This is a genomic window from Acetobacter sp. UBA5411 (genome assembly GCF_002409645.1).
GTDB lineage: Bacteria > Pseudomonadota > Alphaproteobacteria > Acetobacterales > Acetobacteraceae > Acetobacter.
In genome coordinates, this window is the sequence record NZ_DHNR01000033.1 from 71397 (window position 1) to 96532 (window position 25136).

26 protein-coding genes, 1 tRNA gene and 1 riboswitch are annotated in these 25136 nt (G+C 55.4%); of the genes, 9 read left to right on the forward strand and 18 right to left on the reverse strand.

The window, feature by feature from the left end; translation table 11 throughout:
• Positions 1-94: 94 nt before the first annotated feature.
• On the forward strand, positions 95-985 hold the full coding sequence (locus tag B3759_RS11270; RefSeq protein WP_291366005.1) for an NAD(P)-dependent oxidoreductase: 891 nt from the start codon (positions 95-97) through the stop codon (positions 983-985).
• A 17-nt stretch (positions 986-1002) separates the two neighbouring features.
• On the opposite strand, the gene B3759_RS11275 is transcribed toward B3759_RS11270, so the two are convergent.
• Positions 1003-1812 carry a squalene/phytoene synthase family protein gene (locus B3759_RS11275; protein WP_291366006.1) on the reverse strand — a complete coding sequence of 270 codons (810 nt, stop codon included), beginning with the start codon at positions 1810-1812 and terminating at the stop codon, positions 1003-1005.
• Between the two features lie 164 nt (positions 1813-1976).
• On the opposite strand from B3759_RS11275, the gene B3759_RS11280 reads away from it, so the two are divergent.
• Positions 1977-2585, forward strand: coding sequence for a superoxide dismutase (locus B3759_RS11280; protein WP_099348322.1), 609 nt, complete (start codon positions 1977-1979; stop codon positions 2583-2585).
• A gap of 317 nt (positions 2586-2902) precedes the next feature.
• On the opposite strand, the gene B3759_RS11285 is transcribed toward B3759_RS11280, so the two are convergent.
• The 3 genes from B3759_RS11285 to B3759_RS11295 all read right to left on the reverse strand — a co-directional run bounded on the left by B3759_RS11285 (position 2903) and on the right by B3759_RS11295 (position 4812).
• Entirely contained in the window at positions 2903-3352 is a 450-nt protein-coding gene (locus tag B3759_RS11285; RefSeq protein WP_291366007.1) for a thioredoxin family protein, read from the reverse strand.
• 154 nt (positions 3353-3506) lie between these two features.
• Complete coding sequence (locus tag B3759_RS11290) at positions 3507-4442, reverse strand: SAM-dependent methyltransferase (protein ID WP_291366008.1); 936 nt, start codon at positions 4440-4442, stop codon at positions 3507-3509.
• Entirely contained in the window at positions 4435-4812 is a 378-nt protein-coding gene (locus tag B3759_RS11295) for a DUF423 domain-containing protein (protein WP_291366009.1), read from the reverse strand. Before B3759_RS11295 ends, B3759_RS11290 begins: the two co-directional genes overlap by 8 nt.
• A 189-nt stretch (positions 4813-5001) precedes the next feature.
• On the opposite strand from B3759_RS11295, the gene B3759_RS11300 reads away from it, so the two are divergent.
• Positions 5002-5583, forward strand: a complete 582-nt coding sequence (locus tag B3759_RS11300) for a DUF4142 domain-containing protein (RefSeq protein WP_291366010.1) — start codon at positions 5002-5004, stop codon at positions 5581-5583.
• A gap of 312 nt (positions 5584-5895) precedes the next feature.
• Here the strand turns inward: B3759_RS11300 and B3759_RS11305 are convergent, their stop codons facing one another.
• From B3759_RS11305 to rfaD, 8 genes are all read right to left on the reverse strand, one after another.
• The gene (locus B3759_RS11305; RefSeq protein WP_291366011.1) at positions 5896-6396 is read right to left on the reverse strand and encodes a hypothetical protein; all 501 of its coding nucleotides are present in this window, start codon (positions 6394-6396) and stop codon (positions 5896-5898) included.
• Positions 6381-7025, reverse strand: coding sequence for a hypothetical protein (locus B3759_RS11310; RefSeq protein ID WP_291366012.1), 645 nt, complete (start codon positions 7023-7025; stop codon positions 6381-6383). Before B3759_RS11310 ends, B3759_RS11305 begins: the two co-directional genes overlap by 16 nt.
• A 309-nt stretch (positions 7026-7334) precedes the next feature.
• Entirely contained in the window at positions 7335-7910 is a 576-nt protein-coding gene (locus B3759_RS11315) for a cob(I)yrinic acid a,c-diamide adenosyltransferase (protein WP_291366013.1), read from the reverse strand.
• Positions 7911-7955: 45 nt separating this feature from the next.
• Positions 7956-8885: a hypothetical protein gene (locus B3759_RS11320; protein ID WP_291366014.1), complete on the reverse strand. Its 930-nt coding sequence runs from the start codon at positions 8883-8885 to the stop codon at positions 7956-7958.
• Positions 8885-9685 (reverse strand): peptidoglycan editing factor PgeF, encoded by an 801-nt coding sequence (gene pgeF / locus B3759_RS11325; protein WP_291366015.1) that lies wholly within the window; start codon positions 9683-9685, stop codon positions 8885-8887. Before pgeF ends, B3759_RS11320 begins: the two co-directional genes overlap by 1 nt.
• Positions 9682-10728: a class I SAM-dependent methyltransferase gene (locus B3759_RS11330; RefSeq protein WP_291366016.1), complete on the reverse strand. Its 1047-nt coding sequence runs from the start codon at positions 10726-10728 to the stop codon at positions 9682-9684. The genes pgeF and B3759_RS11330 overlap by 4 nt, the downstream gene beginning before the upstream one ends.
• Positions 10725-11564, reverse strand: coding sequence for a prolipoprotein diacylglyceryl transferase (lgt, locus tag B3759_RS11335; RefSeq protein ID WP_291366017.1), 840 nt, complete (start codon positions 11562-11564; stop codon positions 10725-10727). The genes B3759_RS11330 and lgt overlap by 4 nt, the downstream gene beginning before the upstream one ends.
• A gap of 57 nt (positions 11565-11621) precedes the next feature.
• Entirely contained in the window at positions 11622-12605 is a 984-nt protein-coding gene (rfaD, locus tag B3759_RS11340) for an ADP-glyceromanno-heptose 6-epimerase (RefSeq protein ID WP_291366018.1), read from the reverse strand.
• Between the two features lie 135 nt (positions 12606-12740).
• On the opposite strand from rfaD, the gene B3759_RS11345 reads away from it, so the two are divergent.
• From B3759_RS11345 to B3759_RS11365, 5 genes are all read left to right on the forward strand, one after another.
• Positions 12741-13076 carry an accessory factor UbiK family protein gene (locus B3759_RS11345; RefSeq protein ID WP_291366019.1) on the forward strand — a complete coding sequence of 112 codons (336 nt, stop codon included), beginning with the start codon at positions 12741-12743 and terminating at the stop codon, positions 13074-13076.
• A gap of 164 nt (positions 13077-13240) precedes the next feature.
• The gene (locus B3759_RS11350; protein WP_010666019.1) at positions 13241-13744 is read left to right on the forward strand and encodes a YbjN domain-containing protein; all 504 of its coding nucleotides are present in this window, start codon (positions 13241-13243) and stop codon (positions 13742-13744) included.
• Positions 13744-14571, forward strand: coding sequence for a pyrroline-5-carboxylate reductase (gene proC / locus B3759_RS11355; RefSeq protein ID WP_291366020.1), 828 nt, complete (start codon positions 13744-13746; stop codon positions 14569-14571). Before B3759_RS11350 ends, proC begins: the two co-directional genes overlap by 1 nt.
• 33 nt (positions 14572-14604) lie before the next feature.
• A complete protein-coding gene (locus B3759_RS11360) occupies positions 14605-15267 on the forward strand; it encodes a TetR family transcriptional regulator (protein WP_408736488.1) in 663 nt (220 codons plus the stop codon).
• 60 nt (positions 15268-15327) lie between these two features.
• Positions 15328-15402 (forward strand) — tRNA-Gln (locus B3759_RS11365).
• Between the two features lie 45 nt (positions 15403-15447).
• Here B3759_RS11365 and B3759_RS11370 read toward each other — a convergent pair.
• On the reverse strand, positions 15448-15717 hold the full coding sequence (locus tag B3759_RS11370; RefSeq protein WP_010666022.1) for an HU family DNA-binding protein: 270 nt from the start codon (positions 15715-15717) through the stop codon (positions 15448-15450).
• 245 nt (positions 15718-15962) lie between these two features.
• Between B3759_RS11370 and B3759_RS11375 the strand changes: the two genes are divergently transcribed.
• Positions 15963-16823, forward strand: coding sequence for a rhamnan synthesis F family protein (locus B3759_RS11375; RefSeq protein ID WP_291366022.1), 861 nt, complete (start codon positions 15963-15965; stop codon positions 16821-16823).
• A 4-nt stretch (positions 16824-16827) separates the two neighbouring features.
• Here the strand turns inward: B3759_RS11375 and B3759_RS11380 are convergent, their stop codons facing one another.
• The 5 genes from B3759_RS11380 to speD all read right to left on the reverse strand — a co-directional run bounded on the left by B3759_RS11380 (position 16828) and on the right by speD (position 24638).
• A complete protein-coding gene (locus B3759_RS11380) occupies positions 16828-18036 on the reverse strand; it encodes an ATP-grasp domain-containing protein (protein WP_291366023.1) in 1209 nt (402 codons plus the stop codon).
• Between the two features lie 71 nt (positions 18037-18107).
• Entirely contained in the window at positions 18108-20849 is a 2742-nt protein-coding gene (locus tag B3759_RS11385; RefSeq protein WP_291366024.1) for a glycosyltransferase, read from the reverse strand.
• 212 nt (positions 20850-21061) lie between these two features.
• Complete coding sequence (locus B3759_RS11390) at positions 21062-22456, reverse strand: calcium-binding protein (protein WP_291366025.1); 1395 nt, start codon at positions 22454-22456, stop codon at positions 21062-21064.
• A gap of 742 nt (positions 22457-23198) precedes the next feature.
• Entirely contained in the window at positions 23199-24068 is an 870-nt protein-coding gene (gene speE, locus B3759_RS11395; RefSeq protein ID WP_291366026.1) for a polyamine aminopropyltransferase, read from the reverse strand.
• Between the two features lie 105 nt (positions 24069-24173).
• Positions 24174-24638: an adenosylmethionine decarboxylase gene (speD, locus tag B3759_RS11400; RefSeq protein WP_010667203.1), complete on the reverse strand. Its 465-nt coding sequence runs from the start codon at positions 24636-24638 to the stop codon at positions 24174-24176.
• Between the two features lie 384 nt (positions 24639-25022).
• Positions 25023-25110: riboswitch (glycine riboswitch) on the forward strand.
• Positions 25111-25136: the final 26 nt, after the last annotated feature.

A 25136-nucleotide genomic window follows, 5' to 3' on the forward strand; every position in this document is an offset into this window, starting at 1 on the left:
TGGTCCGCCGATAGTGATTTCAAAAAAACTGTCTTATCGTTCAGGCATTGTATCAGAAGATATTGCAGCCCGGATCAGGACAGGACTTAGCAACATGCAGATTCTCTCACCAGAAAACGCACCCCGCATCGGCTTTATCGGTTTTGGCGCCATGGCCAGCCGGATGGGCGACCATCTCAAGACGGCTGGTTATACAATCAGCGCCTATACTCCCTCCGGTCGTTCCCCCTCCCCTTCCGTTCCCATGCTTCCGACACCGCAGGCCCTTGCCAAACAGGCGGACACGGTTGTGGTGTGTGTGCCAGACGATGAAGCTCTCGCCGCGTCGATGTACGGTGAAAATGGCGCACTGGCCGGGATGACCAAAGGCTCTCTTCTGATCAACACCTCTTCGGTGTCACCGGAAGCAACAGCCACGCTGTATGAAGCCGGTCAGAAACATGGCGTGGTTGTGCTGGACGCCCCCGTCTCCGGCAGCACGCCAGAAGCAGATTCCGCCAGCCTCGTCATTCTCGTCGGCGGAGACAAGGAAGACGTCGCGAGAGCCGCGCCGATTTTTGATGCAATCGGCAAGCTCACCATCCATGCGGGTCCAACCGGCAGCGGCGCACGCCTGAAACTCGTGATCAATGGAATCATGGGGGCAGGACTGACGACACTCGCCGAATCGGTCGCTTATGGCCTGTCAGCAGGACTGGATCGTTCCATGCTGTTCGATGCGCTCGATCAGGTGGCAGTGATCTCCCCGCATCACAAACGCAAGCTGAAAGCGGCGAAGGACGGCAATTTTGCCCCGCAGTTCCCGGCCCGTCTCATGCAGAAGGATATGCGCCTGCTGCTCGATGCCGCGGCGCGTGAGGCTGTGCCCGTCCCGACTCTGGCGGCAGCCACGCAACAGCTTTCCCTCACCCGTCGCCTGTCACCAAACGAGGATTATTCCTCGCTTATCCGGGTCATGGAAAAAATCGTCGCCAACGATCGCTAAAGGCGTAGCAGGAGGGCTCACCGCCCTCTAACACCCACCGTCATCACGGCAAGCCGGTCACCAATACCTCTGACCGCTCCAGCAGTGACCGGCGGACGACCGAGATCCCTGCGAGCCAGAATCGCAGGGAGCATGGCCAGCCTTGCTCGACGGATATCCTGACGGTCCGGCAGAAATGCCAGTCCTTCCCGCTTCAGAATCCCCAAGATCGTCGTCAGACGCACGCTTTCCAGAAGTTCTTCACTGTCAGCATGAACGGACAATCCGACGTCCGTAAACGCCTCTTCCGGTAGCGGCATACGACCACTGAGCAGAACCTGCGGCAGATACCGCACCAACAACCCCGTTCCGAACGCTGCACCAGCGCGGGTCACTGCGGCCAGAATCGCCTCATCCTCGATTCCCAGCAGTTCGCCTACCACCCTCTGCATTATGCCCGCGCCATCCAGCATGGCCGAACGCCACGCCGTCCAGTCCGGAAAACGGCACAACTCCGCCTCCCGGGCGTCAATCAGTGTCAGCAGCGGGGCTTTACGGACAACGCCGCGTTCCAGCAATTCAGCCAGCGGCACGGCGATTTCATGACGGGACTGACGACCCTGCTCAGGGTCCTCGATCACATCTCGCCACCACTGAAGCCGAATCAGCCCCGCCATCGGGCCTGTCACCGTGCCTGACACGGGCAGAATCAGCGCCTTCGAAAGTTCGCAGTTCAGCGCGATGAGCGTAAAAGCCGCCGCCCGGATGGTCTGCGGCAGGAACATCGCGCAGAAAAACCGATCCGGATCACATAAACGTGCGGTCGTTTCACAGTCAGGCTTTTCCATTTTTAATGGATCCGTTTCTGCCATAACTGCGTTGACCCTTTCAGGAAGCTGTCAGTCCACTATCACGCAAGCGTCCCTTGACGCTTTTCCGGGTGGACCATAGCTGTTGAGGGCGGCGTTGTTTCGCCCTGTATTCGTGATTGCAATCCAAGGAGACCATCATCATGGCATTTGAACTGCCTGCCCTCCCTTACTCCTATAACGCCCTTGCCGCCAAAGGCATGTGCCAGGAGACACTGGAACTTCATCACGACAAGCATCATCAGGCCTATGTGACGGCTCTGAACAATTTCGTCGAAGCCAAGCCGGAACTTCAGGGCAAGTCCCTCGACGAGATCATTCTCTCCGTCAAAGGTGACCCGGCTCAGGCTCCCGTTTTCAACAATGCGGGTCAGCACTGGAACCACATTCTTTTCTGGCAGAACCTGTCCTCCAACGGTGGCGCAATCCCGCCGGCTCTCGAAGCCAAGATCAAGGAAGATCTGGGCAGCGTCGAAGCCTTCAAGGAAGAGTTCAAGAAAGCCGCCACCACGCAGTTCGGCTCCGGCTGGGCATGGCTGGTCCTGAATCCGAACGGCAAGCTGGCTGTCACCAAGACCGCCAACGGCAGCAACCCGCTCGCCGAAGGTCAGGGCACGGCGCTTCTCGGCCTCGACGTCTGGGAGCACGCCTACTACCTCGACTTCCGTAACCGTCGTCCTGACTACATCACCAACTATCTCGACAAGCTCGCCAACTACGAGTTCGCCGAAGCTCAGCTGAAATCTGCCTGAGTCACAAAAAAAACAGGCCGGAGGGTAATTCCTCCGGCCTATTTCTTTTCAGAATCATGCTTTTTGTAAACCGGACAGAAAGCTCACTCGCCCTCGTCCGATGTTTGTTTCAATTCCCCACAGATCCCGAAATGAACCCCGCAGGTTTTCACCCGGGATGGGCGATCTGATTGAAATTTGTCCGAAATCATCGGACCGAAATGACCGTATCCGTCACGCTTATAAATAATTCCGCGCCTATATTCTGACGGACACACGGACACTGCGGCTTAAAAACAGATAAAATGATCTTTGTAGAAACTATTTGCTGAAATGAATCAGTTCAGCTTGCCCCACACTGCCAGCTGATCGACAACTGCCTGTGGCGTCATCTTGCTTGCATTGGACAAGGCCGCAATTGTGCCCGCGTTGAGAAGTTTCCCGGCTGGAGACACGACCAGGACGGAGGGTACATCTGTAATCGTCACACCGTAATTTTCACCGATGCCCATATTCGTGTTGCGGCGTGAAATATTGATCACGACCACCTCAAAATTCTGGGCAATCCATGCCGATACCGCCGGGATCGCCAGAACACCCGAAAGAGCCCAGCAATCAGGCGACCAGTTTCCGCCAAAATCCAGCAGAAGCGGTTTGCCACTCACCTTGGAACGAGCAATCGCCGCCTGCAGCTGCGTCTGCGCCATTTCTGGCACCGGATATGGCACCACAACCGGCTGAACCGGATTATCACCCACCACTGGAGCTGTCGTCATTGTCCGGGCCATGGCAGCCTCAGACATCATACCGGCCAACGCGACACAGCACGTCAGATACAACCCTAATTTTCGAAAACGCATCACATCTCCTTCCCCTCAAGTGGATCCGTGATGTCGTCTTTTCCCTGTCACAAAAGACATTCGCAACAAGAGAATGCAGATTTCAGAAGATTCCGTTTTCGGACCAGAAAAATGTTACCTCGTGCTTGTTGTGAAACAGATGCGCGAGACGGGCACCGGGGATGGCCGCAAACTGATCCAGAATGGCGAAATCAGTTTCCCCCTGAAACTTCACGCTCATGACAATCCGGGCGGTCCGTCCGGCTTCAATCCATCGTTTTGCGAGCGTCAGGAGACGTTCCGGATAAGCAATTACATCCGAAAACAGCCAGTCCACACGTGCTTCATTGCGCGGTTCCAGACCGAAAGCGCTCTCCTGTCGGAAACTCACACCCGGCATCGCTGCGACGGATGGTGAGAGCGGCGCACGGTCAACTGCCGTGACACTCGCACCAAGTTTCGCGATGGCCCACGTCCATCCTCCCGGCGTCGCGCCCAGATCCAGACAGGTTTCTCCCGGCACGGGCCAACAGCCCAGTCGGGTGCAGGCTTCCCACAATTTCAGATAGGCACGGGAAGGCGGTCCTTCGCGATCCTCGACGAACTTCACCTCACCCATCGGAAAAGGGCTTGTCTTGGCTTGCGAAAACAGAATCCGGTCGGGAGCAAGAAGCGTCCAGCCACCCAGCGGACTGGTCGGTGGCAGTTGCGGGAACACCAGTGGCGCCGCTTTGACGGGAGGTAGTTTGTCGACAATCAGTGCGGCACGACGGAAGAATTCAACCGGCACCAGCGACCAGTTTCGCTGTCGGCTTTTCAGAAGGCGCGCGGCCTCACCAATTGAAACGATCGTGTGAATTTCAGGCGATGTCCAGATATCGAGCGCCCAGACACTGGCCACGGGAGGCGCTTCACAGACCGCCAGACGGCCATGCCAGAAGGCTGGTGTCACTCCAAGCCGTTCCAACTCCTTTTGCAGGACGCTTTCAAACCCGGGAGCGGCGACATACACACTGCCAACAGAAATATTCTCAGTCATGACGAGCAAGAAACCCCACACCAAGCACAATCCATGACAGGATCAGGAGAGAACCACCCGTCGGTGCAACACTTCCCAGATGATGACCGGAAAAGGCCGTTACATAGAGTGCGCCGCAGAAGAGCATGATACCGGGTAGCATCATGCAGCCAGCCAGCGCCTGCAAACGCGAAGGCGTCCGCAGCCCCAGACCCAGAGCCAGCAGGGCCAGCGCGTGCCACATCTGCATCTGCACCGCCTCCCGAACGATGTCCCGCCCCTCCGGCAATCCAAACCGTTCGATCGGAAGGTGGGCGGCCACAGCTCCCATGGCGACGGCAATCGCGGCCAGAAAGGCGGCGGCCGTGCGCCATATACGCGGCAAACTCATGTCATTCCCTCTCCGGTTACGCTGACGAACCGAATGGAACGCCGCGCGTTTGTCTTACGCCCTGTTACACTTTCCGTGATTATCCAGATCATCAGCGCCGTGGTAACCGCGAGAAGAAAAACCGGCAAGAAACAAACCTCCGAAGACCCTGCCGCCATCGGGGAAACCCGCAACAAAAAGAGTAGAATCATGAATGTCATCAAAAAGATAACTGCTGTCGCAGTCCTTGGCGGTCTGACCGCGTGTGCGATGTCCCCTCCGCCGGCTCCTCCCACACCTTCCGCGCCCCCTTCTCTCTCGGCGGCTGACACGACTTTTATTCAGACGGTAGCGGAAGCCAACCTGACTGAAGTGGCGCTAGGCAAGATCGCGCTGACCAACGCACGCACCTCCGGTGTGAAGAGCTTCGCACAGCATGCGATTTCCGAGCATACGAGTGCTGAAGATCGTCTGACGACCATCGCGTCAGCGCACGGCATTACCTTGCCCACAGCACCCAATGAAGATGACCAGAAAACCATTACAACCCTTGGCGGCATCAAAGGTGCAAAATTCGACAAAGGCTATATCGCCAACGCCATCGAGTCCCATACGAACGCTGTGAAGCTTGCAGGCGACGAAGCAGACACCACGTCTGACGCCGATCTGAAAAGCTTTGCTACTGACTTCCAGAAAACGGCTCAGGCGCATCTGGAAGTTGCCGAAGCTCTGAAAGGCCATAAGGGCCACCCGGGCGTCTATCGTGGCAAGCGCCATGCTCATACGCACTGACATCTGACATTTACGATCTCTTCCCGAAAACATCGTGTTACCGGGAAGAGTTTTTCATAGATAAGTTTCCGCTACATATTCGTTCATTCACACAGCTTCTTTCACAAAAGTTGTGTGAGTGACGATTACTTTCTGATGCATCCGATGCCGCGATGACAGTATCCTGTCATTACATCAATTTTTACGAAAGACTTTCTGGAAACGTCACCTTTTTGAAAAAGGCAACGCCCTAAAACTTTATCTCACGGCACATCCGTTATTAAAAAATCGCTTCAGAAAAAGAATATTTTCAAAAAGTATTACCTTTATTTCTCAACGTTTGATTTCTCTGAACGCGACAATCTCTGCAATCAGCGCGGGAAATAGAAGCACAGCCTCAGGCAACCCGACCATAAAAGCCGCGAGGGCATGCATCAGAAAACACAGCCAGAGAAACGATATATCCCGACGCCCAACAGCCAGAACAAACAGCAGCAAGCCCGCGATCACCAGAACCGCCGGCCCATAACTATGATAAAGAACTTCGGAAAAACCACGTGGTGGGATCGCATGTCCCACACTGGTCACTGCATCACTGATCTGTTGTCCCGTTGTCAGCCACACAGCGAGATTGAAAAGCAGACGGAAAGGCAGAAACAGCGCTTCCATGATGCTCTCAAGAAGGATCAGGAAACCTGAAATCAGGTTCGGCACCAGCAAGGCTGCAAGCTGGCAGGCAGAAGAGAGCACTACGATTGCACGCAGCACTCCCAATCGCTCTTTTCTGTGAGCAGAAGAATTGACCGGAGGAGTGGCGGTCAGTCTTTCCACCATTTCACAGGCTTCTGACCTTCTTCATCAGCTTCAACTTCACGCTGGACAGAAGCAGTTTTCGAAGGAGCAGACTTCGCCTGCTGACGAAGCGCCTTGATTTCGGCGTGAGCCTGCTGGAGGGCGAGCTGCTCCCCGGCCAGTTCCATTTTCACCGCAGCCAGTTCTGCGTCACGCGTCGCCAGACTTTCCTTGAGCTCGGCAACCAGAACCTGTGCGTGACCAAGACGGGTCTCAAGCGAACGCTGATGCGTTTCAAGTTCCTGCACCTGACGCTCGGCATCGTTGCGCGCACGCCTTTCGGCTTCAAGAGCACGATTGTTGAGCTTCGTCTCGCTGTCCCCGGAATGGGCCGGCGCAGTGCGGGCGGAAGGCCGTGAAAACGGATTGTGCTCGACCTGCACATCGCCATCACGCACAAAGCGCCGTTTGCGAAACTGTCCTGCCGCATCCTGACCGGAACGCGGCGTCAGACGAAGCTGCTGATCATTCTGACGCGGCGCACTGTTACCTGATGCGGGGGCATTCGCCTTATGTGACCCCATGCGGTTCAGGGCACGCAGGGCAGCTTCTTCAGCATCATGATCCGTAAGATTATCCTCCAGGAGATCGGCCTGAGAGGATCTTTTCAATAATCCACTATCCACTACTATACTTTCAAATTTAAGTCAGTCCGGCCGTCAGCAAAACCAGTCCCGCAAAGCAGAAACCGCTGACGTGACGGAGCACCAGATGTAACTCTGATTGTTGCCATGATCTGTGGGATTTCGCCGGACAGAACCGAGCCGACAATCATCTTTTACGAGATTGCCGTGACTGGTAGCACGAAGCTTCCACTACTACAAGAAACCCATAGATATTCTTTTTGTCATGAAAGCTTTCATGGTCATTCAGTCAGAATTTCAGTGATGACCAGACACAAACTGTCCACAAACCTGAAATCAGGGTGCCTCTGCAAACAAAGCGGCACCGGGCTGCCAGAGCACATCCTGCCTGCCATCATCATTAAGATGACGACCGAGCACAAAAAAGTAATCTGAAAGCCTGTTCAATAACGGCACAAGAACAGGATTGATCGTTGCTTGTTCAGATAGCGCGACAACTGCACGCTCTGCTTTCCTGACTGCCGTACGGGCAACATGAGCCCAGGCAGCAGGCACCGATCCACCCGGCAGGATGAAACTGGTCAGAGGCACCTGAAGCGCCCGCATTCTTTCGATCTCGGCTTCAAGCGGCACGATGACGCTGTCAGTCAGACGCTTCGCGTGCTTGCTGCCCTCCGGCATACAGAGATCGCCACCCATATCGAACAGCAGGTTCTGAACGGCCATCAGCTTTCTGGACAGAACTTCGTCCGCAACGTGACTTCGCAGTACGCCCACGGCGGCATTGGCTTCATCCAGCACCCCGATCGCCTCGACATGCAGATCAGCCTTGCTCAGCCGTGTCCCGTCGCCAAGGGAGGTCTGCCCCTTGTCGCCGCCCCGTGTAACGACCCGGTCTATTCTGACTGACATGCGCTCTTCACTTTCCCTGCTGGAATTTCTTCTGAAACGGACAGCCTATTTGTTTTTCTTCGCTTCCTGAGGTTTCGGTATCGGCTTGGCGTCACGGCTCGAATAGCGCGTGATCATTTCTTCAACGGCCCCTGCCGCTTCTTCCGCCGCCGCCATGGCGATATCGCCCCACATGCCGTCCATCGAATGCGCCGGAATATCGTGAAGCTGGGTCGCAATCCCCACTTCCTTGTCATCCTTGTCCGTCACGCGCCAGTCGATGCGGATATTCTGCTGCGGATGACCTCGCGTTCCCTCAGGACCATCCGTCAATTTGACCGTCGTCGCCACGGTAAAGTCCGCATCAGTCCGGGACGTCTGGATCGTATCCTTCATTTCCTTGAACGACACGACAAAAGCACGCGCCAGCGAAATATTGCCGTCGCCCGGCGCACCCGTCACACCCTGAAAGAAAATCCGCGCACCGCGGTGCTTCAGGCTCTTTGGATCTTCCTCCATGCTTTCAGCCATGACACCAGTCAGAATACTGACAATCTGACCCGCACCCTGCTGGGCCGCCTCGTGCAACACTTCCGGACCACCCGCTGACCAGGCAATCGCCGGAACACCCGGTCCTTCCTGCGTCGCACGGACAGTGCCCTGTGGCGTCATCAGGGAATATAGCGGGACAATCACGTCACCCCGCTGCTCGGTATGCAGCTTCACCCACCAGTCGCCGGGCCGGACAGGCTGCGCCATCGCCGGGATCGACTGATCGAGCAGCGCCTGCGTCACCTGCGCCGCCCAGAGTTTCTCACCGTCCGGACTCAGGCTTTTATCTTTGGGAAGCGGAATATCGAGACGGGAGGTCGGAGCGGTCGCCATGCCGCCCTTCTGACCTTTATTGTCATGTTCGAAAGGATGCGGCACCGAGAGACAGCCGGTCAGCAGGCAGGTCGCCGAAAGCGGAAGAAGCTTTGAAAAAATCCGTTTCATCAACCCTGTTCCGCTCCACTTCCTGCTGCAATCACCGAAATCTGGTGCCCGATCGGGCCGCCACCCGCCAGAGTGCGCCGTCGATGACTGAAAAAACGCCGCTCGTCCGGGAGCGTGTCCAGTCCCACTGACGCCACGGCTGTCACTCCGGCACGCCGCAGGCGATCCATGCAGTATCCGGCCAGATCAAACTGGAAATGGCCTTCTCGCTGCCCCGTCACAAAGAATGACGCAGCCTGCGCATCGGTCGCCAGTGCAGCGTCACGCATGTCGGACCCGACTTCATAACTCGCCTGAGCAATGCAAGGACCGACAACAGCCACCATTTCCGAAGCCGACGCGCCGAGCGCTTCCATCGCACGGACCGTCGCCTCCAGCACGCCGCCGACCGCACCGCGCCACCCGGCATGGGCCGCGCCGACAATTTTTCCATCTTTCGAAGCGAACAGAACTGGTCCGCAATCCGCCGTGATGACCCCAAGCGCCACGTCGGGACGCGCTGTCACCATCGCATCCGCCTTGCCGCCTTCGCCGGGTTTCCACGGCTCGGTGACGGTGATCACCCCATCACCATGCACCTGCGTCACACCAAGTAGCGATTCATTCGGAAGACCGAAAAAACCGGCGACACGACTACGGTTTTCCGTCACGGCGGCGGGGTCATCTTCCGACCGGGTCGAACAGTTCAGGCTGGCGTAAGGCCCTTCCGAAACGCCCCCGATGCGTGTGAAAAATCCATGACGCACAAAGGACAGATAAGGACTCTGCACAACCGAGTCTGGTACAAGCCCAGCGCTCATTGCTGTTCTCCCGCTGTTTTTTCTGAAAATCCCGGCACAATCGTTACATCTGGCGACGCTATAGCCAAGGCCTTGAACAAACGTCCCATCCGATCCGGCCCAATCAGCCTGTCCAGTCCGGAGCGGATCGCCCCCGCCTGTTCCGGCGCACTCCGACACAAGGCCTCCGCCCGCTGGACAGCACCAAGAGCCCGCAGCAGATCGCCCTGCCCGACCGGTCCATAACAGACCGCGCCCGCCGCCTGTGCAGCCCGCGCCATGGATGCAAAGTCAACATGCGCCGTCACATCCGCAGTGCCCGGCTCAACCAGCGCCGACACTGGTCGTCCCTGACGCAGAGCCTGTAGGGACTCACCCACACAGGACGTGGCCGTGCCGTAATCAATGAACAACGCCACACCCGCATCCTTGCTCAGTCTCTCCGCCACATCGCGCACAAAACCAGCCGAAGCGGGCGAAATTTCGACAACGTCCCCAACAGTCGCACCGCGTTCCGTGACTTCCGGCGGCACGTCGAAGCAATCCTGCAAACTCCATTGACCGTTCAGGACGAAACGCTCCTGCCAGCCTGTTTCCGTGCGGACGAACTGACGGATAGGCAAAGCGTCGAGGAATTCATTGGCCACCAGAACCATCGGGCCGGTCGGCACATCGGAGAAGGTATCGTGCCAGCAGACGGACACGCCCGACTGAGACAATGCCTCCTCCTGCGCCTTGCGCAGACGGGGCGAAGTCTCGATCAGATGCACCGACAGGCCAGACAAACAATCCGGTGCGAGACGGACAAGCACCCGCAGCATGTCCGCCATCAGGGTGCCACGTCCCGGCCCCGCCTCCACCAGATGCAAGGGAGCACCGGATGATACAGGCAGACCACGCATGACGACGGCGCACCACGCGCCCAGCACCTCGCCAAAAATCTGGGAAATTTCTGGTGCTGTCACGAAGTCCGCGAAAGGGTCACGCTGGGCGTAGTAGGCCGCATTGGCGCGCCCCATGAACGCGTCCAGCCGCTCCCCGCCTTGTGGACCCGAGACGCTCACGCGCTTTTCTGTTCCTCAGGCGGCAGCCCCGCATAAACCGGCGCACGAAAGGCATAAATCATGAGCAGCGCCCCGGCCAAAATCATCGGGATACTCAGGATCTGCCCCATGGTGACACCAAACGGGAAATAACCGAGGAACGCGTCAGGCTCACGGAAGCACTCACAGAAAATACGGGCGCACCCATACCCGACGAGAAATAGACCGGCCAGAAAACCGGGACGCTCGCGTAACTTCTGCTGACGCGCCGCAAACAGCAGGATCAGAAAGAGAAGCAGCCCTTCGGTCAGCGCCTCATAGAGCTGTGACGGATGACGCGGATGACCATCCGTATCGGGAAAGATCATCGCCCAAGGCAGGCTCGGATCAGCATAACGCCCCCAAAGCTCGCCATTAATGAAGTTTGCTATTCTTCCGAAACCAAGTCCGATCGGCACGATGGTCGTCACACGGTCCGCGAAGGCCAGAAACTTCAACCCATAGCGACGGCAGAACAGCAGCATAGCCAGAATAACGCCGATGGTTCCGCCGTGGAAGGACATGCCGCCCTGCCAGACGGCGAAGATCTGGGCCGGATGCGCCATAAAGGCCATCGGCTGATAAAACAGCACATAACCAAGACGACCACCGAGCACGATGCCAAGCGTGACCCAGACGAGAAAGTCATCGGCCAGCTCCGGGGTCGCTGCCCGGGGTGTCCATGTCACCAGTCTTTTCAGAAGCTGGATACCGATAACGATGCCCGCGATATAGGCCAGCGCATACCAGCGGACCGCAAGCGGGCCGAGATGCACGAGCACCGGGTCGAACTGCGGGAACATGAGCACGGGCAGCATGCGGGAACTTTCCTGAAATACAGCCCTGCACGGGCCCTCAACGTGACGGAGAAAAAGTCAGAGGTAGGGATCGACCTTCGAGAGGTAATCCCGGACATATTGATGGATGCCGTCCTCAAGACTGGTGAAGGACGCCGTATAACCAGCGGCGCGCAATCGGGACATATCCGCCTGCGTAAACGACTGATATTGCCCGCGCAGGCTGTCCGGCATGTCGATATACTCGATGGCCCGCTTCACGCCTGCAGCGTCACAGACAGCATTGGCCAGATCAAGGTAGGTGCGGGCCTCGCCCGTCCCGCAATTGAAGAGGCCATTGACGGTCGGATTGTCATACAGCCAGAGCATGACCTTCACGACGTCACCGACCCAGATGAAATCGCGCTTCTGCTGTCCATCGGCAATGTCGGCACGATCCGAACGGAACAGCCGGGCCGGACGCCCCTGCCGCACCTCGTCGTACTTCACCTTCACAACCGAGATCATATTGCCCTTGTGATACTCGTTCGGGCCGTAGACGTTGAAGAATTTCAGACCGGCCCATTGTGGCGGGTGGGCGATGCCCTGATCCAGAGACCGCATCACATTCAGATCGAACGCCTGCTTCGACCAGCCATACAGATTGAGTGGTGCGAGCGTGGAGAGCAGAGCCGGATCATCTGAGAACAGCGAGAGTTGATCGGCCGCGCCATAGGTCGCTGCGGATGATGCGTAGAAGAACCGCACACCCTGCAAAGCGCACCATGCCCAGAGCCGCTGGGAGAGGGAGACGTTGGTGCGCCAGACGAGGTCCCCGTCGCGCGCTGTTGTCGTGCTGATCGCTCCCATATGAAAGACGGCTTCGACCTTGACGGTATCGTCATTCAGGAGCGTCTCAATATCTTCAGGTGCGACGATGCGGACAGGAATATGGCTGCGCAGGTTGCGCCACTTCTCTCCATCCCGGAGACGATCGACAACCACGACATCCAGCCCGCGTGCGCAGAGCGCCGCGACCAGACACGATCCGATGAATCCGGCACCGCCGGTGACGATAATCATGAATTCAGCCTTATAACGATGAGCGCGCACAGAGGACAGAGGGCGTGGGTTGGATTAATCGTCTTTCAACGCTTATAAGTAAAACTTCACAACAGGGCTGGCTCGAACAGCCCTGCCACACCGAGGAGCACCGGAATGGCTGACAGACCGCGTATTTTTGATGACCTTGCTGGCGTTGCCGGCGGCGCGATCTCTGCCTTTGCCGGCGTGAAGGAAGAGATCAACGCGCTGGTCCGTTCGCGCGTTGATGAAGTCCTCGGCCAGTTACAGGTCGTACGCCGCGAGGAATTTGAAGTCGTCAAGGAACTCGCCGCCAACGCCCGTATGGCCGGAGAAGAGGCCGAACAGCGCATTGCCGCCCTGGAAAAACGTGTCGCTGATCTTGAGGAAGCCCGCACAGCCCCATCCGGCACCGGTTATGATGACCAGAGTTCCGGCTGGAGCGGAGACAGCGCTGCTTTTCCGAACTGAAAATAACAGGTCGGAGTGTCACAAAAACAGTCACGGCTCATCTTGCCGGAAACGGCACGGGTCCATAGGCTGAACAGTGTGGCGAGTCGGGTGACCGCTCGCCATTGATTCGCAGACGAAACCACCCCGTAACGGGGAAGCGTTTCTTGGCTTGGGAGGCCAGCATGCCCGCTCTGACGATGACCACCTCCACTCCCAACTCCAACCCGATCGATCTGATGGAACAGATCGTCTGTGGGTACGAATGGGCGTTCGACCGGCGCAATTCATCCGAGATGGCGGCCGAAGCACCCGGCAAATGGTGCGATTACGGCCTGTATTTTTCATGGTCGGCCGAACTCAGCGCCATGCATTTCACCTGCACCTTCGATCTGAAAGTGCCAGAGCCGCAGCGCAAGGCTCTCTTCGAACTGATCGCCTTGGCCAATGAGCGGCTCTGGATCGGTCACTTCGCGCTGGATGTCGAAAGTGGAACGCCCATGTTCCGCCACGCCGTTCTGCTGCGTGGCGCTCCGGGCGCGTCCATGGAGAGTCTGGAAGACATGGTGGATATCGCCATCACCGAATGTGAGCGTTTCTATCCAGCCTTCCAGTTCGTGCTCTGGGGTGGCAAGGCTCCAGCCGAAGCGCTGGAAGCCGCCATGCTCGACTGTATGGGCGAAGCCTGATGACAGAGCCTCTCCCACCCCTCCTTCTAGTCGGATGCGGCCAGATGGGAGGGGCTCTTCTCGAAGCCTGGATCGGCAAGGGACTCGCCCCTTCCGTCATCATGGACCGGCACCGTGATGCTGTGACCGGACCGCACACCGTGGTACGGGAACTGTCGAAAATCCCTGAAAATTTCATGCCCGAGGCAGTCATTCTCGCGGTCAAGCCGCAGAAAGCCGTCCCGGTCATGGAAGAACTCGCAACACTACGCCCCGACATCGCGGCGCGAGCTGTCTTTGTGTCCGTGATGGCCGGTCTGACCGCGGGATCAATCGCGGAATGCCTTCGCAGCAAGGCGCCGGAAGCAACTCCTGCCATTGTGCGGGCCATGCCCAACACGCCCTGCTCCATCGGACACGGCATGACCGGGCTTTACAGGGCTCCGGGCGTTACGGACCGTCAGGAAAAACTCTGTGACCGACTGCTTTCAGCTGTCGGCGCAACGGTCTGGGTTTCCGAAGAAGACCAGATCAACGCGGTCACAGCCATTTCCGGTAGTGGGCCCGCCTATGTCTTCCTGCTGGCCGAATTGCTGGAGGAAGCCGCTGTCGAACTGGGCCTGCCAGCAGATGTCGCTCGCATACTGGCTCGCAAGACTGTCTCCGGCGCTGGTGCCCTGCTCGATCACAGCCCGGAAGCCGCCGCCGAACTCCGCCGTCGCGTGACCAGCCCCGGCGGCACCACTGCTGCGGCGCTCGCCGTGCTCAACGCGCCAGCAAACTGGCCATCCGCCATCCCTGAAGCCGTCGCAGCCGCCGCCCGGCGTGCGCGCGAGCTCGCTTCCTGAACCTCTCCGAAATCAAGAGCCTTTCCCATGCCTATGGAAGAAGAAGACGACCAGTTCGACTCCACCCTGCTTGAAGCGGCGATGTCTCTCGCCGCGAGCAAGGGTTGGAGCAACATATCAATGCCCGAGATCGCCCGGCATGCAGGTCTGGATGTGGGCGAGGTCCGTTGCCGTTATCCGTTCAAGACGTCTGTGCTACTGCTGCTGGGCAAGCTGGCGGATCGTTCTGCCCTGATCGACGATGGTTCGCTCGGAACCTCGCGGGAAACGCTCTTCGACCTGATGATGCGGCGTTTCGATGTTTTCCAGCAATATCGTGCTGGCGTGCTCTCTGTCCTTAAGACCCTGCCCTTCGATCCTCTGGTCACGGTCATTCTGGGTGGGGCCACGGTGGACAGCATGCGCTGGATTGCTGGCGCAGCAGGCATACAGACCAGCGGCATTGAAGGCGCTCTGCGGGTTCAGGGCGTTGTTGCCTTGTGGACCTATGCGCTTCGCTCATGGGAAAAAGATGAAAGCGAAGATCTCGGCCTGACGATGATCGCGCTTGAGTCGGGTCTTGATCGTGCCGAGAGGATGGGGCTTTTCCGCAATGCAGTCAGCCTGAAGTCCGAGACTGAAGGTGACGAAACGTCAAACCTCCTGACGTCTGAAGCCAGCGATGCCAGTTTCAATGATTTTCAGGACGGGAAATAAGACAAAATCACTCTTTACGCAGGCGTGGAGCCAGATTAGAACATCTCCACGAACTGCTTCTGGGGTGTAGCCAAGCGGTAAGGCAGCGGATTTTGATTCCGCCATGCGGAGGTTCGATCCCTCCCACCCCAGCCAGAAAGCGGTATGACGGCTCTATAAGTCCGCCATACCAACCCTTCTTCAGACAGCTTTCTTCAGGTTCGGACTTGCCTTGAACCGCACTGTCTTTCCGGCCTTCACCTTGACCGGCTCACCGGTGCGGGGGTTCAGGGCCTTGCGGGCCTTGGTCTTCTTGACCGTAAAAGTACCGAAGGACGGAAGTGTGAAACCACCGTCCCGCTTCAGTTCCTTCACAATTGCATCCATAAGATCAGCCGCAGCCTTATTTGCGGCCACCCCTGTGCAATTGATCGAATCCTGGATGACCGCAGCAATAAAAGCTTTACTCATGGACCACTCACGCTCCTAGGATGCTTACCAAGACCAGCGGCATGGATCACTGCTGTCCATAAAGCACCACTGGCCAATAACGCGGTTATTAGCGTGGACATTTTAAAGAAACCAGAAAAAAATACCGAAAAACGCCAACTCACCATAAAAAATCGAAAGAAAAGCTCATCGCGTAGCTTGAACGTCACGATTTACAACGGATATCAGACACACCGGACGGCCATTTTCGTATGAGGATCAAATTCGTGCCTGACGCCATCTGCCTCTTTGCCGCCCACGCGCCGACAGGGCATATCCCCCCTCATACCGCTTATTACTTATCCGAATTGACCCGTTGTGGACTCACGGTTCACCTCGCTCTATCCGGCTGCGAGGAGATTCCGGCTGATACATTGGATTTCTGCGAGAACACCACAATAACACCTTGGACGCGACCAAACCTGGGTCATGATTTCGGTGCATGGAAAGACCTGATTCTGTGGGGGTGTGCAGAACAGGCCTCCCGGATTCTACTGGCGAACGACAGTGTCTTTGGCCCATTTTCATCACTATCAAAGCTTTTTGCCCGCATGGAACAAAAAGAGGCCGAAGTCTGGGGCATTGTGGAATCCCTTGATGTTCTGCCTCATCTTCAGTCCTGGTTTATATGTTTTGAGCATCACAGCTTTCACGCACCAGCCATACAGCGTGTCTTTCTTCAGGATTTCACGCCGATGACACGCGAAGAACTGATCTGGCACGGTGAACTGGGGCTGGCCGTCGCCTGTCAGACAGAGAACCTGCAGACAAAAGCTGTCTGGAGCGATAGACAAAGCATCCTGTCCAGATCAATAAAAAAGACCAATGCGATGCATTTGCGCTGGCGTCAGCTCTTACGGACAGAAGCGGTTCCGTTCATAAAAACCGAATTACTGCGGGATAATATCTCTCGACTTGCCTCAGTCAGGCACTGGAAAGACGCCTTGCCAGAACAAAGCACTTTTCAGACATGCTGGATCGAGGATTACCTGAAACAGAATCCGCCTCGACCTAATCGACCACACATCAATCTAAAAGGTCGCCTATTCTATAACCTTGTCGAACAGATGACAGGAAGAACCACTTAACCGGTCAGGAAACGCTGCACACAGGATCTTTTTGCAGAGATTTTCTCGCAGACGCATGCCTGTCGATCATGCGCTCAAAAGCCTGTCTGATCCGCGCAATACATGCGCTTTTATATGGAAAGACATCGTCTGGATCGCGATCATGCACAATCATGGCGGTCTCTACTTCAAACACAACCAGCGTTTCATCTTGTAAAATACCAAAATCCAGACCGAAGTAATCCAGCCCTATACGCGGGGGAATCCTATAAAGCGCCTCCATAACCCGAGATGGAAAAACTGCCGCCATATCCTGCATGAACCGCGCTTCTTCCGCCCTCCTCTCGGGAAAGTTCTCCATCTTCGCATTATAATACCAGATGGCCCAGTCATCGTGGATAGCCAGATGAACGGGATATGGCACACCATCTACAAAAACGACTCTGTATTTTCTGTAGAGTCCATCTTTGCTTACATAATCATAGAACTGTGTCGCGTAATAATAGCCAGACGCACCTGTTTCATGGACATAGCGATCAAACGCAGCACGATTATCAATACGCGCGAGACTATTTCCTGCATGGGAAGAAACCGGCCTTACCAGCAGGGGGAAATCCGGAAGATTGTTAAAGGGAGCACACACCACGGTACAAGATGGCACTAGGAGTCCGGGGATATCAGCCAGAATATCCGGAACCGTTGAGCGCGCCATATCCATGATGCGCCCTCCTCCATTCAGAACAGGAACGCCTGAAGCCTTACCAATCGCTTCCGCTTCAAGAATTGCTGTCGTCCGACGGGCGTCCTCCCCCATCGCAAGAACAACCACATCTGGCTGAAGATTTCTTATTCTTTCGGCAAGCTCTTCCCTTCTGTCCGGCTCGCCTGAAACCCACATCGTGTAGAGAGCAGTGCTGTCATCGAGCAGCATGGCGAGCGGCGCGTTGGCCTGAAATGTCCCCGGCACATTCATGACAATAATCCGTCGCTCAGTGCCTACATCAGGTCTGTCCGGCTGTTGGATCGGGTCGAGATGCATTGCAGTATTGAGGTGATCCAGGGCGGCAGCCTCATCACCACAAACCAGGCACATTTCCCATAAACGATAGTGGAGTTGCGCCCGCTCCCCTGCCGTTCCCACAACTTTCAGTCGGGCAAGCAGGGTTTCGCGGGCAAGCAAGGGATCATTGGAGAATTCTGCGAGATCAAGCATGACCCGAGAGTAATGGGGCACCCCTCAACGGAGAGTAAATCCACCTCTCATCATCGATGGTTTCAGGGCAGACTAAATCAGAAGACCCGCTCCTATTGGACTACAGACTGAAGATATTGCTTCAGCTCTTCTGCCTGCCCCCTAAAATTCGGAAGAGAGTCTTTCATGGGATTCACATAGGAGTCCAACATTTCGGGCCGCGCCAGAATTCCCTCTACCGCTGTTTTCAAGGGCTCCGGTCGGCCATCCAGAGGAATGAGGTTGCCATTGACCCCATCAACAATATCCTCCGCCTGACCTCCGGGGGCAGTGGAAATGACCCAGACGTCACGCGCAAGGGCTTCACGCACAGTCAGGCCATAACTTTCCATCCACTGTGAGGGGAACAGCAGCACATCAATGGAATTAAAGAAGGCGTCACGTGTTGCATCGCCGTAGGCTGGCTGAATGGTGATCTTGCCTTTCACCTTCCAGCCAGAAACATCCATCGACGCAAAACCGAGATTAAGCGTGTTGTCGATCAGAACCAGTTCCCAGTCGGCGCTCTCCAGTTCTTCGAACACCTCTCGAACCAATGGAAAACCTTTCACCGCTTCCTGCCCACCCACAAAACCGAACCTGATCGGCGTTTTGGATTGATGAGGCTTATGCGGCACCTTTGGCCAACTGAAACCGTTTCTATTCACCTTCACCTGTTCGGGATCAAAACCGTTGGCCAGGTAAAGGGCGCGATGGGACTCGCTCGGCGCCAGAAGCAGTGAGGCTTCCTTCAGTATCGAGAGCATCATGTCCTGACGCACCTTGAGATGCATGGCACCCGGCAGACAGGATCGACACACATTGAGGTCGATGTGACGCTGGAAACAATAACGTCCATTCGGCTTGACCATGAACTGTCGTTCACACAACCACCAAGCGTCATGAAGCGTCACCACAAACGGCACGCCTTCTTCCAGACAGGCCTGCAACATCCCCAGTCCCAGCCCCTGTATCGAATGAAAATGCACGACATCAGGCCGGAATGCTTTTACCCATGAAATAAACTGGGCAGTACAGCGAGGATTATCGAGCCCAGAAATCGGGTCGATATGCGTAGAAAGCGGGGATCCGACGACAGGCACTCCTTCTATTTCATAGCGAAGAGAAGAAGAAAACAGCGCGGGAATCGGTTCGTAGGAGGTAAATATGGCAACATCAGTTTCAAGTGCTGACAAATGTGTCGCCATTTCCTCAGCAACAAGAGTAGCGCCACCAAAAGATCGTGGTGTAAAGAATATATTGACTGCCATGACACGCAGTCGATCCGTTTTATCCCGCTCAGGTGCCGGAAACTGCGTGGCAACCTGCTTCCGCGCTATGGCTTCAGGCCGGTAATGCTCCAGCACATCCAATCGCGCCTGCTGCCCGATACGTTCGCGGAGAGCTTCATCGTGCGCCAGCGCTAGAAGCGTGTCGTGCCAGCCCGTTTTATCCTTTGCAAGAAAACCGTTCTGATTGTCCTCGACCACACCAAGGAAAGTGTCGCAGGGCGAACAGACCGCCGGGACTTGCAAAATAGCCGCTTCCAAAAATTTTATATTGCTTTTGGCATCGTTGAAAATTGACGGCTCGAGAGGTGCAATGGCTATATCTGCTCCAGCAAGAACAGCCATATATCCCGCATAATCACGCCCTTCCAGATATTCCATGCGGGCACCAAATCTCTGAAAATCATCCGGCAAGGTGAGTTCACCAATAATCCGCAGAACCAACCGAGGCTCTGCATCCATGGCGGCAGCCAACCCTTCTGCACATTCGAGAAAATCCTGATCGTGCGTACGCGTTCCCGATCCGTAAACAATGACGATATCATCGTTTTTCCGTGGAGCTTTCTCATTGCTCAAAAGCTGGTCCGCAATTCGCAGGGTTTCACCATCCAGCGCATTCTCAATGACACAGACATCCTTGACGCCAGCGCGCAGCATGATTTCGCCAAGAACACGAGTGGAAGCAATGCCTCGCCCACAAAGTTGCAGGCACTCGCGATACAGTTGCGCCCCTTCAAGCAGACCTTCCTGTTCTGCTTTACTGAGAGAGAGCAGATTACTGTTCTGACCATAAAGCTCGAGATCAAAGATCAGATCATCGACTTCCCACCAGGGCTCAATACCAAAGCGTTTTGCTTCCTCAATCAGTGTTTTAATAACAGAAACAGCTGGAGTGCGATAAAAAATGACTTCCCAGCTTGTCTGCATGGCGGATAAGGCGCTTTGCGGATCATGCCAGTTTACGACCTCGACTTCCCACCCAAGTAATTCCAGCTCTTCTTTTCTTTGCCACACTCGATACTTTGCGCACTGTGGGATGCTGAGCTCAGCCACGATAAGTATTTTAGGGGTAAGCCCAAGAGCACGCGCGGAAGGCACTGCCTGTCTATAAGGATTCGATACCTTTTCCACTTTTTCTGGTGACGTCTTCCTGTTTTTACCAGGCTTTTTCTTCACCACTAAACGCTGCCGCAATCGCGAATCCAGACGTTTTCCTACACGCAGGCAAAGACTCTTTACGCCATCCTTTTCCACAATTTCTTGCGCTCTTTGTACTGTCCCTTTCAGGGAACGCCCGTTAACGGTCTGTCCGTGCACAAGCAACCATCCGCCACGAAGAGCGCGTCCAACACGGGAAATAGGGCTTTTATTCCACGAAAAGAGAAGATGACGCACACGTGCGGCATCCTCTGCACTTACATCAGCTCTTACACTATGGAGAAAAGCTGCCCCTTTATAGCATTCAAGCAACGCCTCGACATGGCGAAGACGTTTTTCGAGAATTTCCTGAGGCTGCTTTTCAGTCACGATAATTCGGTCGCTTTCTCGTAAGAAGATCAAACAATCACTGGTAACTTTAACACTTTATACCGCTTCTCATATGCGGTGCATTATGTCTGTTCTCACACATCATACCGTTTCAGGAGAAGCAAATTCTCTCATCAGAAACACCCAATGCATTGAACAAAAAAAAAAACCGGACCCTTTCGGGCCCGGCTTCACTTCCAAAAATCCGGAAATTACCAGATCTGGAAATCGCCCGAATTCAGGCTGGTAACATTCTGGAACAGGATGGTGGTGCCATCGTCCAGCTTAAGGGTCGTAGAACCATTCTGATTTGTCTGGTCTGCCAGAGCATTCTGCAACTCAGAATTAGAGTACTGATACAGAGCAACGGTATTACCGACAGCAGAGTTGAAGTCAGTGATAACGTAATTACCGCCAGCGATACCATCGCGGAAAGCAAAGATGTTCGCTGCGCCGGAACCACCGGTCATGGTCGCATCGCCAACACCAGCAACAAGGGTATCGGCGCCTGTGCCACCGATAAACACCTGCGTGCCCGTTGTGTCTACATTATTACCAAAGGCATGAACGCCATTGGTCGAACCAGCAGCATTTAGGGTTTCGTTACCCGTACCACCCGAGAAGAGTGTTTCGCCCGAACCCGTACCATTCACGATGACATTCATCGAGTCGGCACCAAAGATCGTGCTCTGCCCTGCTGTAATCGTGCTCGTGCCATAACCGCCGACAAAAGTCAGGGAACCGGCAACACTGACATTCGCGTCAACGGCATACTGAACCCACGCGTCACCACTAGCGGAGATCGTATCACCCACACCCGTCATGACAGTGGAAACACCACCATTCAGCGAGATCGTGTCATCGGTGCCGCCGACCACGGTGGAACCGCCGCCAACCGTGATAGCGTTGTTGCTGCCTGCACCGGCGACATTCTCGACGTAGGAGTCCTTGCCAACCGTCACGAAGGAGCTGCCGCCGTAAAGCGAGACAGTCTGGTTGCTGGCGCAATTGCCACCAAAAATGGTGTCGTGACCATAGGAATAGACGGTGTTGGTGCCGTTGCTGACGTTGACGAAGTTGTCACCAGCTCCAGCATTGATCGTGTTCTGGCCTGCACCGGCGATGACGGTGTCGTTACCGGAACCTGCAAACACCATCCAGTTACCAGCGTTGGCGAGCTGGTCACCTGTGAAGGCATTGTTACCCGTGCCAGCCACGAAAAGACCTGCCGAGCTGCCAGCCTGAAACTGAACGCCACCAGTCGTGCCGCCTTCGACACTGACAAAGCTGGATGTCACACCAGACGCATCAATCTGCGTATGAATGCTGGGAACACCCGATCCGACAGCGCCACCGAAGACGATTGCGCCGACGCCACCGGTCACGGAGTAGGAACCCGCTACCGTAGCGACGCCGTAGCCCACGCCATTTCCGTTAAAAGCCGTTGAACCCGGAACAAGATTGATACCATCAACCCCGCCGATTTCTCCGGTAAGTGTGTTGCTGAAATCTGTGACTAAGCTAGCAAGCTGCTCGGTGAGAGCCCCATCAACAGTGACGACTACATGCGCCCCAGCTGATGCACCCTGAACGGTCATCAATGGCATACGTCAGTTCCTTTGTTGCACCCACATGACCCGTCGCAGCAACTCACGTAGGCAATATTCTGTCTGTGTCCCTTGTATTAAAAGAAAGACAGGCAGGCAACAAAAAAGAAGCGGGGTCAATCAAAAAAAAAGCGTGACAAACAAGACCTACCAACCATTCACCAAATTCAGAAAGGTATATTTTTGAATATAAATAAATATATATACAGTAAATAAAAATAAATAACAAAACAAAAAGAATAAAAATAGTTAAGATCGACTGTATTATTCATTTACAGGGAAAAACATATATACCAAAATACGATTAAAATTCACCTTAAATACAATCAATACATATCAAAAAATCTCCGAGCTATATCCCTTTTCCAAACACTGCTTTTTACGACCAAAAGCCCCGGCACTTCGTTTGCCGGATAAGGCTGCTTTCCCCTCTCCGTCATTCCTCCTCTCTCCACACCAAATGACGTCAGATGTTTTTTTGCTTTGAGAATATTTCAGAAGCGCCTACCCGCCTCGAACCACCGATCGCCTCATGTTTTAGAAGGAACAGCGCTCACAGGCCGCGGTAGACTGCCGTTTTCATCTCCGCAGCGAGTCGCCTGCAACCTCCGCCTAACAGCCGTTACGATTCGTAACGCGTCTGCACGCAGGAGCGGCATGCCCCGAAATTTTATTGTAAAAACAAAGAAAGCAGGTCACCCCTGAATACGGAATGACCTGCCTGTAACAATCGACGCAAGCATCAGTTCCCGGAGGGAAGATGCTTTGCAATATAAGGTGGCAGATTGAAGGAACCCACGTGAATTTCAGGGGTCCAATACTGTGTATTGCCCAGAACGCCAGACTGCTCGGCTCGCGCCTTTACTGCTGTCACATCCTGCTGCGTCGGATCCGAGCCCTTTGAGGCGATCCCCAGCGTCATGAACCCACCGACATAGGTCGGCACAGCCGCAACGTAAGCAGACACCTGCGGGAAGAATTTCGCCCGACGAAGACTCGTCTCATGCAGTTCATCCGCCTGCATGAACGGCACACCACACTGATTCACAATCAGACCGTCCGGTCCAAGAATACGGGCGCAGTGTTCGTAGAAGGAATCCGTGAAGAGGACTTCGCCCACCCCAATCGGGTCTGTGCTGTCGACGATGATGACATCAAACGAAGCATCCGGCGCCTCGGCCACATAGGCGATGCCGTCACCGACAATCACGTCCGCACGGGCGTCATTCCATGCGTCACCAGCGATCTTCGGCAGATGCTGCTTGGACAGCTCGATAACCGCGCCGTCAATTTCCACCATGACGGCCTTTTCCACAGCCTTGTGCTCCAGCACACGCCGCAGAACACCGCCATCGCCCGCACCGATGATCAGCACCCGACGCGGATCGGGATGCGTGAACAAGGGAACATGCGTCAGCATTTCCTGATAGACGAACTCATCCGCTTCCGTGATCTGCACCACGCCGTCGAGCATGAGCACGCGACCATGGGAATCGCTCTCGAACACGACAATGTCCTGAAAAGGACTTTTGACACGAGCGAGTTCCTTGCGAACCCGGAATCTCTGTCCCCAGCTGTCGTACAGCCCTTCGTTCAGCCACTGCTCAGACATGCAGCCTCCATAGAGTCATGATAGCCACAGCCATAACCGCTCAGGACCAACGCCCTGAGCGGAGCATCATAAAAGCTGGGACTATGATTTATTACGGGAAAGCGATCAGACCGAGACGCGACCGCGACGCTGCTCGTCAACCAGCACGCGTCCAGCCTGAAACAGCCGCTGCATCACGGGAATGGACAGATGCGGATCGCAATCGCCACACATAAAGATGTCCACAGCCGCAAAATTGCGTTCCGGCCATGTGTGGATGGAGATATGGCTTTCTGCCAGTACCACCACACCCGATACACCACCATTCGGAGAAAAATGGTGGAAATGACTGTGCAGGATTGTCGCCCCGGCTGCCACAGCAGCTTCACACAGCGTAGCATCGATCTTTGCCGGATCGTCGAGGTTTACAGCCTCCCACAGATCCACAAGCAGATGCGTGCCTGCAAATTTTTCGCCGTCGCGTTCGACGAAGTAATCCTTGCGCTCGTCCTCACAGGACTCAGCGATAGCGACAGTCTGGTTATTGCTCGGGAGTTCCGAGACCATCCCCAGTTGAGCAAGTGCGTTCATGACGTACCCCAAAACCAGTAGACGGCCTGTTGGGCAAAATTGCCCCCTTGGGCCAAGAAGCGCGGTGGATAAGGCGTTTATTCTTTCCACGCAAGGAAATTCTGCTTTTATTTTCGTGACACTTTGAAGGCGTCACATAACCGGCCAGAATGATTTACAAAACAGGATAATATATTTTCGTAGACACTACATTTTCAAACACGCGTTACCGCCCGATGCCCCATTCTGGATGATCCTGCCAGCCTGACCTCCCCAAGCTGCCGCAGCCTTCAAACGGATCACCCGAAAACCGTATCCAGCCTGTGATTTCTTCCGCACCTCCATGACTGTTGTCCAAGCGTCAGGATTTGTTTGACAGCGACAGACCGGAATGCGAGATGATCAACTATCACAGAGGGAGAGACCGGTCCTGAACCGGCGCCGAAGGAGCAACCGCCCTGGAAACTCTCAGGCAGAAGGACCCTGTGACTGGACATTCTGGAGAGTGGCGTTTCGAGC